Here is a 12,004-nt window from a genome sequence, read left to right as displayed (position 1 = left end):
ACAAGCGCCTTGAGACGGAGTTTCCCGAATAGTTGATTGACGTCTGCGGGAGTAACTCAGTGGTAGAGTGCAACCTTGCCAAGGTTGACGTCGCGGGTTCAAATCCCGTCTCCCGCTCCGCAACATAGGCTCTGCAACAGCGAGCAAACCTGAGAGGCCGGTGTGACCCACCGGCCTCTGGTGTTTTGTTCCGCCGCCTGGCGCGCGGTCACGCGATCGCGCGATCGCTGAAGAACGCACGGGGCGCTGCGGCGATCGATGCGCCGGGCGGCGGGCCTGTGATACGAGGATTCGCCTCATGTCGGCTCCGCTCCACGAGCGCCTGCGCCTGCTTGCCCACAGCCTCGAGCGGCAGTTCCTGGGCAAGGACGAGATCATCCGCCTGCTCATGATCGCGGTCGTCGCGGGCGAGCACTGCGTGCTCCTCGGCCCGCCCGGGACCGCGAAGAGCGCGCTCATCCGCACGCTCGCCGAGCTGATGCAGGCCCAGTACTTCGAGTACCTGCTCACGCGCTTCACCGAGCCGAACGAGATCTTCGGTCCCGTCGACATCGGCGCCTTCCGCGAGGGCGTCTACCGCCGGAACACCGCGGGGATGCTCCCCGAGGCGGAGATCGTCTTCCTCGACGAGGTCTTCAAGTCGAACAGCGCCATCCTGAACGCGCTGCTCACGCTGCTGAACGAGCGCAAGTTCTCGAGCGGCGGCCAGGTGATCCGCTGCCCGCTCATCAGCGTCTTCGCGGCGTCGAACGAGGTGCCGGGCGACGAGACGCTGACGGCGATCTTCGATCGCTTCCTGTTGCGGGTGCAGTCCGACAACCTCGACGCTTATCACTTCAGCGAGCTGCTCCAGCGCGGCATCCAGCAGGAGATCCGGCACATGGCCGGCGAGCCGCTCCGACCGCTCGTGGCGGCCCGCGAGCTCGCGGAGCTCGGCCGGGGGTTCGGCGCGCGGATGAACTTCGGCGACGCGTTCCTTTCAGCCTACAAGGGGCTGGTGTTCCAGATCCGCGCCGAGGGGATCTCGCTCTCGGACCGCCGGGTCGTGAAAATGCTCAAGCTCTTCGCCGCGAGCGCGTACCTCGACGGACGGCAGGTGACGGACGCGAGCGATTTCTTCGTTCTCAAGCACATCTGGAACAACCAGGATCAGGCCGCGATCCTCGAGGGCATCGTGCAGCCGGTGCTCGAGGCGTTCTTCCGCGAGCACCCGGATCGCCGTCGCGTCGGCGCGCTCGGCGTCGGCGTGGAGGCGCTCGCCGCGGAGATCGATCGCATTCGACAGATCCTCACGGGCGGCGCCGCGCTCGGCGACGTCCAGCTGTTCAGTCAGCTCAAGGCGCTCGGCGAGATCAAGCAGGCGCTCGCCGGCATCAACGACGCCCGGGCCCGCGAGCTCGAGGCCCGCGTGTCTCAGCTGCTCGAGGCGTCGTTTCGGAGCGGGCGTTTCGCGCAGATCTAGCCGGGCCGGGCGCGTTCGCCGGGGCGATGTTGGCCCTGGAGCGCGCCCGCGGCTGGGCCGGGCCGGGGCCGGGCGCGTTCGCCGGGGCGATGTTGGCCCTGGAGCGCGCCCGCGGCTGGGCCGGGCTGGGGCCGGGCGCGTTCGCCGGGGCGATGTTGGCCCTGGAGCGCGCCCGCGGCTGGGCCGGGCCGGGGCCGGGCGCCCCCGGGCCCTCGACGTCCGTCCTGGTGCGAGCCCTCGACGGCGCGGGCGCCCGGTTGCGCGCGGACGGACCGGCCGACTCCGGCGCGGGCCGAGGTGACGCCTTCGCGCTCGACCGGACGGTTCCGGCGGCGCGGCGGTGATCCACAGGTCCAGATGACGCGCCCATCATCGCGCCGCGGATCCGCTTGGGAACGCCGAACGCCTCGCGGATGTGGAGGAGCTCGTCCACCGTCAGCGCGCGCCATTCCCCGGGCCGGAGCCCCTCCGAGGTGACGCCGGCGAACGTCGTCCGGGCCAGGCGCATGACGGGCCAGCCGCTCGCCTCGCCCATGCGCCGGATCTGCTGGTTGCGCCCCTCGCGGAGGGTCACTTCGAGCCACGTCTTGTCCCCCTCGTGGCGGAGCACCCGCGCTTCCGCCGGCAGGGTGACGCCATCCTCGAGGCGGATCCCCTCGCGCCACGGCGTGAGGTCGTCGTCGCTCATGACGCCCTGCACCTTGAGCACGTACGTCTTCGGCACGCCGCCGCGCGGGTGGAGCAGCGCGTTGGCGAAGTCGCCGTCATTCGTCATGAGGAGGATCCCGCTCGTCGCGAAATCGAGCCGACCCACGGGGTAGAGCCGCGCGCCCGTGCCCTTCACGTAGTCGGCGACGGTCGGGCGCCCCTCGGGATCGCGCAAGGTCGAGACGACATTCCGCGGCTTGTGCAGGGCCAGGTAGACAGGAACCTCGGAGACAAGGCGCTTGCCGTCCACCTCGATCCGGTCCTTCTGCCGGTCGGCCTTCAACCCGAGCTCGGTGACGACACGGCCGTTCACGCGCACCCGTCCGGCCAGGATGAGCTCCTCGGAGGCCCGGCGTGAAGCGACCCCGGCGCGCGCGATGATCTTCTGGAGACGTTCTTCCATTGTGTTTTCAGGACCTGCGCGGACGCTGCGCTGCCGGTCGACGGCTCTGATAAGCACGCCCCTCGCGCGGCGTCGACCGACCTGGACAGCGCGCTGCGCTCCTCGGGGCCGCGGCCGAGGCCGATCTCGACGCCGGCGCGCCGGCCGGCTCTGGCGAGCACCCGCCCCGGCAGGAGCACCACCGCGCGCGACGCCGCGGGACCGGACGGGCGCGACGGGCCCGCAGCAGGCGTTATTTCTTGTTGCCGGGCGGCTCCGCGCCACCGCCGCCGTCCGCGGCCTCGTTCGCCTTGTCCGCGGCGCTCTGGTCCTCCGCGGCCTTCTTCGCGGCCGCGGCAGCGGCCTCCTCTTCCTTCTTGCGCTCGTCGTCCTCGACGCGGCGGCGCACCTCGCTGTCGTGATCCCACCGGTCGACCCGCTCGTCGGCGTCGATGTCGACGCCCATCCGCTCGAGCCGGCCCATGCGGTAGATCTCCCAGACGTCCGGCTTGCCGTCGCGGTTCGTGTCCCGCTTGATGCGGGCGAGCTTGCCGCCGCTGTAGTACTTCCACTCGTCGGGGTTGCCGTCGCGATCGGAGTCGATCCGCACCTCCGCGAGCCTGCCGCTGGCGAAGGTGAGCCAGGTGTCGATCCGGCCGTCGTAGTTCGCGTCCGACTCCTCGTGCAGGCTCTCGCCCTTGTCGTTGTAGCGGCGGACGACGTCCTTCACGCCGTCGAAGTTCGTGTCGATCTCGCGGCAGACGAGCGCCTTGTGGCGGTCCTCGCCGGTGCCCACGATCTGCCAGACGCGCCGCACGTTGGGCTGGATCGCCCCCGGCCCGGCGGTCTCGCTCGCCTCGCGATCGCCTCTGCCCTTCCATTCGCACATCGAGCGATCGTCGATGCTGCCGTCGGGGTTGCGAGCCGCCTCGACCTTCGGCGCCTTCGTGCCTTCGAACCCTGGATCCGAGCCGCAGGCGGCGCCGAGCAGGCCGAGCGCGGCCAGCGCGATGAGCGCTTCTCTCCTCATGTCATGGTCCCTTCCTGACGGCCGGCTGGCTCGCGGAGCCCGCCGGCGGGGTGCTCGCGGGTGCGGCGCTCGCCGCCGGGGCCGCGCCGGCCGGGGCCGAGGCGGACGCGGCGTTCGCGGGCGCGGCGCTCGCCGCCGGCGTCGAGCCGGTCGCGGCGCCTTGCGGCGCGCCGCCCGCAGGCTGCCCTGCGGCGCTCGCGCTGCCCGCGGGAGGCGCCGCGCTGCCCGGCGGCGGCGCGATCGGCTTGGGCGCGCCGTACGACTCGGCGCAGAGATCCACCACGCTGGCGGGATCGGGCTTGCCGTCGGCGTTCTGATCCGTGGTCACGACCGCGCACTTTGCGTCGTTCGGGTTGTTGAACTGCCACCACTGGTCGATGACCTGATCGCCGTCGGAGTCGCGCTCGCGGCGGACGAGGCGCGCCCCCTCGTAGTAGTCCCAGGTGTCGAGCTTGTCGTCGAAGTTGGTCTCGCGCTCCTTCAGCACGACGACGCCGCGCTCGAGGTGAGCGATCTCGTCGGCGCGCCCGTCGCGATCGAAGTCGGACTCGCGGCGGCGCTCAGCCCCCTTGGCGTCGTAGTAGATGAAGGCGTCGATCGACCCGTCCAGGTTCAGGTCGACGACCCGGCAGACCTCCCGGCCGTCCTTCTTCACGTGGATGATGTCGGGCATCCGGTCGCCGTTCACATCGACCTTCTCCGCAGCGGCGGAGTCCTTCTCGCAGGGCTCATGGACGATCGCGGTGTCCCGCTCGCCGGTGGCGCTCTTCGCGCCGGTCGGCGCCGGCGTCGATGAGGCGCAGGAGGCAACGAAGACGGTCATCAAGGCCACGAGCGAGCACCTGGGCGACGGCCAGGTGAGCGGGAATCGCGTCATCAAGAGATTCCTCCGGCGGGCCCTGGACTTTCGGGACGGAAGCTCGTCGCGCCGGGCGAGCCGTCCCGACGCGGACCAGCTTCGGGCGCAGTCTAGACCGCGGTTCATCCGCACATCAAGAAGCCCACGGGAGGCGGCGCTCTCGACGGCTTCCCGCGCGCGGCATCCGACCCCATGCAGGGAGCGAGGGAGCGAGGCGAGGCGGGAGAGCGTAGCGCCATTCCGATTGACAACACACGTACCGGCATCTAGGGTAACGTCTTGTCAGTCGTACCTTTCGAGACTGGCGGGTTACCCTCCCGGGCGTGACATGTCGCGGAAGAAAGTCTCGACGACCATCTACATCACGCCCGAGCAGGCCGAGCGGCTGAAGATCCTGCACGAACGCACCAAGGTCCCGATCGCTGTCTACATCCGCGAGGGGATAGACCTGGTCCTCAAGCACTACGAGCACGTGCTGCCTGGGCAGATGTCGCTGGAGAGCACACCGGCCCCTCCGCCGTCGACCCCGAAGAAGTGACCAGGCGTCGGCGGCCGCGACAGCCGGCCGCGAGCCGCGGGCTCCCGGGGAGAGCGCGAGCGCCAGGGGGCCGGAGCGGCCGGAGCAACTGGACGCCGCGCGCTGTCCGGGCGAATAGCTTCGCGGCGCGGGTCGCGCTAGGAGCAAGCGCGCCGCGGTCCACCACGTCCCCGCGGCGCTCGCAGAGCCGCGCGCTGCGGTTCGTTCCCCAGAGGGGGCGCGGACGTGTGGTCCGCTCCTTCGCAATCTCGGTCGAGGCCGCGCGCTGCGGCCGCTAACGGTGGTCAGGGCGCCGCGCCCCGAAGCTCGCTATGCCTGTTGATTCCAAGCTCATCCGCAACTTCTCGATCATCGCCCACATCGACCACGGCAAGTCCACGCTCGCCGACCGCATCCTCGACGCGACCGGGGCGCTCACCGCCCGCGAGCAGAAGGAGCAGTTCCTCGACAAGATGGACATCGAGCGCGAGCGGGGGATCACGATCAAGGCCCAGACCGTGCGGCTCGACTACGCCGCGAAGGACGGGCAGACATACCGGCTGCACCTCATCGATACGCCCGGGCACGTCGACTTCAACTACGAGGTCTCGCGCAGCCTCCAGGCGTGCGAGGGCGCGCTGCTCGTCGTCGACGCGACCCAGGGCGTGGAGGCGCAGACCCTCGCGAACGTCTTCCTCGCGCTCGACAACAACCTCGCGATCGTCCCGGTCCTCAACAAGATCGACCTCCCCTCGGCCGACGTCGACCGGACGACGCGCGAGATCGAGGACGTCATCGGCCTCGACTGCTCCGGCGCCATCCCGGCCAGCGCCAAGACCGGGATCGGCATCGCGGAGATCCTCGAGGCGGTGGTCTCGCGCGTCCCGGCGCCGAAGGGCGATCTGAACGCGGCGCCCCGCGCGCTCATCTTCGACAGCTGGTACGACAGCTACCGCGGCGCGGTCGTGATGGTGCGCGTCGTCGACGGCATCCTCAGGAAGGGGCAGAAGGTCCGCTTCATGGCGACCGGCCGCGACTACGAGCTCACGGAGATGGGCGTGTTCACGCCCCACGCGACCGCCATCACCGAGCTCGGGCCAGGGGAGGTAGGCTTCCTCGTCGGCAACATCAAGAGCGTGGTCGACACGAAGATCGGCGACACGGTGACGGACGCGGTCCACCCCGCGACGACGCCGCTGCCCGGCTTCAAGGAGGTCAAGCCGATGGTCTTCGCCGGGATCTTCCCGACGGACTCGGCCCAGTACGAGGACCTCCGCGACGCGCTGTCGAAGCTCCACATGAACGACGCCGCGTTCGTCTTCGAGCCCGACACGTCGGAGGCGCTCGGGTTCGGCTTCCGCTGCGGCTTCCTCGGCCTGCTCCACATGGAGATCATCCAGGAGCGGCTCGAGCGCGAGTACAACCTCGACCTCATCACGACGGCGCCGAGCGTCGTTTACCACTGCTTCCTGAACGACGGCTCGATGAAGTCGATCGAGAACCCCGCGAAGCTCCCGCCGCCGAACCTCATCGATCGCATCGAGGAGCCGATCTTCCGGATGACCGTCCACGTGCCGTCGACGTACGTCGGCGCGGTCCTCGCCCTGTGCCAGGAGCGGCGCGGGGAGCAGAAATCCATCCAGTACGCCTCGTCCGACCGCGTCATCATCACCTACGACATGCCGCTCAGCGAGGTGCTCTTCGACTTTCACGACAAGCTGAAGAGCGTGTCGCGCGGCTACGCGTCGATGGACTACGAGCTCGTCGGGTACCGTGCCGACGACCTCATCAAGCTGGACATGATGGTGAACGGCGACCCGCTCGACGCCCTGAGTGTCATCGTGCACCGGGACAAGGCGTACGCCCGGGGCCGGGACCTCGCCGTGAAGCTCAAGGACATCGTGCCGCGCCAGCAGTACGAGGTCGCCATCCAGGCGGCGATCGGGTCGAAGGTCATCGCGCGGACGACCGTGAAGGCGATGCGCAAGGACGTGACCGCCAAGTGCTACGGCGGCGACATCAGCCGCAAGCGCAAGCTCCTCGAGAAGCAGAAAGAGGGCAAGAAGCGGATGAAGATGGTCGGGAGCGTCGAGATCCCGCAGGAGGCGTTCCTCGCCATCCTGAAGATCGACTGAGGCGCGGCGGCGCTGTTCGCCGGGCGGGCACGCGAGCGTGGCGGCGCGCGTCCGCCGCCCGTATAAGCGGCCCATGGAGCCCGCCCCCGTCCGGCCGCGCGTCCGCCGCGCGGCGAACCCTGTCCTCGCCCTTGCCCTCGGCCTCGCCGTCCTCGCGTGCGACGACGCGCGCGCCCCGGCGCCGGGAGCGCCCCCTTCGGCCTCCGCGCCGCCGGCCGCGGAGAGCGCCGCGCCGGCGCCGAGCGCCGCAGCGGCCCCGGCGGCCGCCCGGCGGGAGATGCCGCCGCGGCCCGTCCCGATCGGGTCGAGCGGGCCGATCCAGCCGAGCGCCCCGCCGGAGCAGCAGATGATGGCGATCCAGTACACGCTCGCCATGGTGTCGCCGCAGTCGACCGACCCGCTGGTCGACAAGGCCTACCTCGACGCCATCGTGCCGAAGCTCGCCGCGGCGGTGCGCACCGCGGACAAAGGCAAGACCCCGCCCAACCCCGCGAAGGCGACCAAGGGGAACCGGAAGATCGAGGTCGACATGGGCAAGGGCTGCAACGAGCGCACCCCGTCGAACCTGCTCGCGCAGCGGGCAGGCTCTTCGCTCCGGGAGGCGTACGACGCGGGCGTCCTCGTCGTCTCCTGTCACGACGACCTGTGGGAGTGCCACCAGTCGACACGGGATCCGTCCGACGTCCTGTGCCACGCAGCGCCGCGGCGCTGAGCGTGGTATGGGCTGCGTCTGCCATGCAGGAGACGCTTGCCTACTCGCTCCCCGGCGCCGCCAACGCGCTCCCTCGAACCGACCCGCTCGCCGAGATGCTCGCCGAGCTGAACCGCGGGCGCCCGCCGCTCGCCAGGCTGCACCACGACGCCACCATCGCGTTCGGCCCCGCCATGCGCGTCGAGCGCTTCGTCCTCGGCAACGGGCTCAAGGTGCTCGTGCTCGTCGACGGCTCGGCGCCCGTGGTCTGCCTGCAGACCTGGTTCGGCGTCGGGTCGCGCCACGAGCGCATCGGCAAGACCGGCATCGCCCACCTCTTCGAGCACCTCATGTTCGGCGAGACGGAGAGCGTCGCCCACGGCGCGTTCGACAGGATGCTCGAGGAGGCCGGCGCCGAGACGAACGCGGCGACGTTCCTCGACTGGACCTACTACCACACGAACCTGCCGAAGGACGCGCTCGAGCTGACCCTCCGCCTCGAGGCCGAGCGCATGGCGCGGCTCGTCCTCCGCGACCCCCAGGTGTCCAGCGAGAAGGAGGTCGTCGCCAACGAGCGGCGGCAGCGGGTCGATGACGACGTCGACGGGTCGGTGAGCGAGCTCCTCTACAAAGAGGCGTTCCGCAAGCACGCCTACGGGTGGCCGACCATCGGCTGGATGGAGGACATCAAGGGCTTCACGACCGAGGACTGCGTCGAGTTCTACCGGACGTACTACGCCCCCAACAACGCGGCGCTCGTCCTCGTGGGCGACGTCGCGCTCGATCAGGCGCTGCGGGCGGTGCAGGACCATTACGGCGCCCAGGAGCCGTCGAGGGTCCCGGTCGAGGACGTGTCCCCCGAGCCGCCGCAGACGGAGGAGCGCCGCGCCGAGGTGGCGAAGCCGACCGCCACGCACAAGGTCGCGATCGGCTACCGCTCGCCGGCGCTCGGGGACTTCGACCACGCGCCGCTGGTGCTGCTGAACGAGATCCTCTTCGGCGGGCGGTCGTCGCGCGTGCACCGCGCGCTCGTGCAGGAGCAGGAGATCGCGAGCGAGGTCCGCGGCTGGGTCGGCTCGTTCCGCGACCCCGCGCTCTACGACATCTACCTCTCGGCCCGCGGCGAGCACACCGGCCAGGCGCTCCTCGACGCACTCGAGCCGCTGCTGGATGCGGTGCGCCGCGCTCCGGTCACCGAGGCGGAGCTCGACCGCGCGAAGGCGCGCATCGAGCTCTCCGTCCTGCAGGGTCTCGAGACGGTCGCCGGCAAGGCCGAGCAGATCGGCTTCTACGAGACGGTGCTCGGCGACCCCGCGGCCCTGTTCGAGCGGCTCGCCGCGTACCGGCGGGTGACCGTGGGGGACCTGCTGCGCGCGGCGCGGCGGTACCTCGTGAGCTCGGCGCGGACCGTGATCCACGTGATCCCGGACGGGTCGAGCGACGAGGACGACGCGGAAGAGACGGACGCGGAGAGCGAGGAGGCATCGTGAGCCAGAGCGTGAAGAGCGGCCTCGCCTGGGGCGCCGAGGGGCAGGGCAGGGGGGCGCCGGGCGGGCGCGTGGCGCCGCGGGAGGGCGCGGTGCTCGTGGAGACGAGCCACGCGCTCCCCATCGTCAGCATCGTGGTCGCGTTCCGCTCCGGCTCGGCGTACGACCCGGTCGGGCGCGAAGGGCTCGCCCGGATCACGGCGCGCATGCTCCGCCGCGGCGCCGAGGGCTACAGCGCGAACGAGATCGAGGAGACGATCGACGCGCTCGGCGGGGAGTTCGGCGCCGACGTGGCGACGAGCGCGACGACGGTGCACTTCGAGGTGATCAAGCGATCGCTCGACCGGTTCATCGAGCTCGGGGCCACGCTGCTCGCGCGCCCGACGTTCGCGCCGCCCGAGCTCGCGCGGCTCCTGCGCGAGGCCGAGGCCGAGCTCATCGAGGCGCGCGACAGTGATCGGTCGCTCTGCAGCCGCGCCTTCCGGCGGACGCTGTTCGCGGGGCACCCCTACGGCCGCCGCATCGCGGGCACCATCCCGACGCTGCGGGAGATCACGCGCGACGACGTCGCGGCCTTCTACGCGCGGCACTACACCCGGCGCAACGCGATCGTGGCCATCTCGGGCGACATCGAGGCCGCCGAGGCGCACGCGGTCGCGGAGCGGCTCCTGGCCGGCCTGCCCGAGGGCGAGCCGGTCCCTGATCCGGTGCCGGATCCCGAGGGCCGGCGGGGGCGGTGCCTCGTGTTCGTCGACAAGCCCGAGCGGACGCAGACGCAGATGGTCATCGGCGGGCTCGGCACCGACGCCCACGACCCCGATCACATGGCGCTCGTCGTCGCGAACACCGCCTTCGGGGGCACCTTCTCGTCGCGGCTGATGCAGGAAGTGCGCGCCAAGCGCGGCTGGTCCTACGGCGCCTCGTCGCGGGCGGGCTTCGACCGGCACCGCGACGCCTTCACGATGTGGACCGCGCCCGCGGCGTCGGACGCCGCCGCCTGCCTCTCCCTGCAGCTCGGGCTGCTCGAGGCGCTGCGGCGCGACGGGATCACGGAGGACGAGCTCACGTTCGTGAAGCGCTACCTCGTCCGCTCCCATGCGTTCGAGATCGACACCGCGCGGAAGCGCGTGCACCAGCGGCTCGAGGAGATCCTGTACGACCTGCCCGAGGGCTACCACGACGGCTACCTGCAGCGGGTCGAGGCGGTGACGCTCGACGAGGCGAACGCCGCCGTGCGCCGCCGGATCTCGGAGGAAGATCTCGTGATCGGCGTCGTCGGGACGCACGAGGAGATCGGCGCGGTCGTCGCCGCGGCCGTCCCGAAGCTCGCCGAGGTGAAGGTCGAGCCGTACGACCTCGAGTAACCCGGGCGCGGCGCTGGAGGGCGAGGCGCGAGCGGCGCGGGGCGAGAGCGTCCACGACGCCGGAAGCGAGCCCGTCGTGGACGCTCTCGTCCCGTGGACGAGCGGCCCCGGGGCTGTCCGCGAGGCCGAGCCGCATGTCCGCGCCGCGGGGGCAGCGCCGCGCGCGCAACGCCCTTCGGGGGCTGGCATCGAAGGCGCTGCTCCCTCGCGAGATCGAGGCAGGGCTCGCGCTGCGCCTCTGGACTTCCGGCGCCATCGGCCGCGATCGCTCCGCTGGCGACGTGCGGCCGTCGCCCCGGCGCTCCCCGGCGCTGGCTCGCGAGGGCGAACCACGGGAGCTTGCGATGAAGGCACGAATTCTCCACGCGCCGATCCTGGCGGCGGTGACCGCGCTCGCCGGTCCCGCTGCGGCGGCGGTCCCCCTCACGATCACCCATCAGGGGCGCCTGTTCAACGCGGCAGGTCAGCCCGTCAACGACACGCTCGACGTGGTGTTCGCGCTCTACGAGGCGCTCGACGCGCCCGTGCCCATCTGGAGCGAGGTCCACACGATCACGTTCGACGACGGCTATTTCTCGGTCGATCTCGGCGAGCTCGCGCCCGTCGACAAGCCCGTCCGCGACGGCACGGCGCGCTACCTGGGGATCACCGTCGGGAACGATCCCCAGATGATCCCGCGCGCCCGGGTGGCGAGCGTCCCGTATGCGCTCCAGGCCAGCAATGTCGCCGGTGACATCACGCCGAACTCCGTGTCCATCGCCGGACGTCTCGTCATCGACAGCAGCGGGCTGTGGGTCGGCGAGCCGGTCGGCCTGCAGGGCGCGCCGGGGCCGTCCGGTCCGCCGGGGCCGTCCGGCCCGATCGGTCCCGCCGGGCCGCCTGGCGCAGCGGGGCCGCCTGGTGCGCAAGGGAACGCCGGTCCACCGGGACCGCCCGGCGTCGTCTCGAGCACCTCCGTCTCCGGCGCCGGCGCCGATCCGCGGCCGTCACTGCAGTTCCTCGCGGCTCCCGCGACAGTGAGCGTGACCGCGCTCGGGCAGCGCGTCGTCGTCGTGTCCAACAAGGTGCTCGGCGCCGAGGAGTCCCCTGCGGACGGGCTCTTTCTCTGGATCTGCTCCCAGCAGATCGCGCCGCTCGGGGACATCAGCAGCGCCGGGACCGGCGTCTACGCGCTGCGGGTCCCGGCGAACACGAGCGTCGTCATGGGGCTGAACGCCGTGCTCTCGCTGTCTCCGGGCCAGTACAACGTCGGTCTCTGCGGAAAGTCGGAGAGCCGCAACTGGACCAACAACGACTATTCCTACACGTCCGCGGTCGTCACCATGGAGTAAGGTCGGGCTGGGCGCGCGCGCACGTTGAAGATGCGCGG

General features: G+C 71.2%; 10 protein-coding genes and 1 tRNA gene. 8 read left to right on the top strand and 3 right to left on the bottom strand.

Annotated features, from left to right (window positions below; genetic code table 11):
- The first annotated feature begins 45 nt into the window (after window positions 1-45).
- Both WME85_RS23465 and WME85_RS23460 read left to right on the top strand, forming a co-directional pair.
- A tRNA-Gly gene (locus WME85_RS23465) sits at window positions 46-117 on the top strand.
- 181 nt (window positions 118-298) lie between these two features.
- Window positions 299-1,462 (top strand): AAA family ATPase, encoded by a 1,164-nt coding sequence (locus tag WME85_RS23460; protein ID WP_061614937.1) that lies wholly within the window; start codon window positions 299-301, stop codon window positions 1,460-1,462.
- Here WME85_RS23460 and WME85_RS23455 read toward each other — a convergent pair.
- The 3 genes from WME85_RS23455 to WME85_RS23445 all read right to left on the bottom strand — a co-directional run bounded on the left by WME85_RS23455 (window position 1,374) and on the right by WME85_RS23445 (window position 4,459).
- Window positions 1,374-2,573 (bottom strand): pseudouridine synthase, encoded by a 1,200-nt coding sequence (locus WME85_RS23455; RefSeq protein WP_437841095.1) that lies wholly within the window; start codon window positions 2,571-2,573, stop codon window positions 1,374-1,376. The two genes, WME85_RS23460 and WME85_RS23455, sit on opposite strands and share 89 nt — an antisense overlap.
- A 232-nt stretch (window positions 2,574-2,805) precedes the next feature.
- Window positions 2,806-3,582 carry a hypothetical protein gene (locus WME85_RS23450; protein WP_437841093.1) on the bottom strand — a complete coding sequence of 259 codons (777 nt, stop codon included), beginning with the start codon at window positions 3,580-3,582 and terminating at the stop codon, window positions 2,806-2,808.
- Window position 3,583: 1 nt separating this feature from the next.
- Entirely contained in the window at window positions 3,584-4,459 is an 876-nt protein-coding gene (locus WME85_RS23445) for a hypothetical protein (RefSeq protein ID WP_437841091.1), read from the bottom strand.
- A gap of 310 nt (window positions 4,460-4,769) precedes the next feature.
- Between WME85_RS23445 and WME85_RS23440 the strand changes: the two genes are divergently transcribed.
- From WME85_RS23440 to WME85_RS23415, 6 genes are all read left to right on the top strand, one after another.
- Window positions 4,770-4,979 (top strand): ribbon-helix-helix domain-containing protein, encoded by a 210-nt coding sequence (locus WME85_RS23440; RefSeq protein ID WP_437311660.1) that lies wholly within the window; start codon window positions 4,770-4,772, stop codon window positions 4,977-4,979.
- Window positions 4,980-5,290: 311 nt separating this feature from the next.
- A complete protein-coding gene (gene lepA / locus WME85_RS23435) occupies window positions 5,291-7,093 on the top strand; it encodes a translation elongation factor 4 (RefSeq protein ID WP_437311659.1) in 1,803 nt (600 codons plus the stop codon).
- 73 nt (window positions 7,094-7,166) lie between these two features.
- Window positions 7,167-7,805, top strand: coding sequence for a hypothetical protein (locus WME85_RS23430; protein ID WP_437841089.1), 639 nt, complete (start codon window positions 7,167-7,169; stop codon window positions 7,803-7,805).
- Between the two features lie 23 nt (window positions 7,806-7,828).
- Window positions 7,829-9,274, top strand: coding sequence for a M16 family metallopeptidase (locus tag WME85_RS23425; RefSeq protein WP_437841088.1), 1,446 nt, complete (start codon window positions 7,829-7,831; stop codon window positions 9,272-9,274).
- Window positions 9,271-10,635, top strand: coding sequence for a M16 family metallopeptidase (locus WME85_RS23420; RefSeq protein WP_437841087.1), 1,365 nt, complete (start codon window positions 9,271-9,273; stop codon window positions 10,633-10,635). Before WME85_RS23425 ends, WME85_RS23420 begins: the two co-directional genes overlap by 4 nt.
- A gap of 344 nt (window positions 10,636-10,979) precedes the next feature.
- Window positions 10,980-11,966 carry a collagen-like protein gene (locus WME85_RS23415; protein WP_437841085.1) on the top strand — a complete coding sequence of 329 codons (987 nt, stop codon included), beginning with the start codon at window positions 10,980-10,982 and terminating at the stop codon, window positions 11,964-11,966.
- The last annotated feature ends 38 nt before the right edge of the window (window positions 11,967-12,004 follow it).

It is taken from the genome of Sorangium sp. So ce1153, from assembly GCF_051521595.1.
Taxonomy (GTDB): Bacteria; Myxococcota_A; Polyangia; order Polyangiales; family Polyangiaceae; genus Sorangium.
This window is presented reverse-complemented; position numbering and strand designations above follow the sequence as displayed.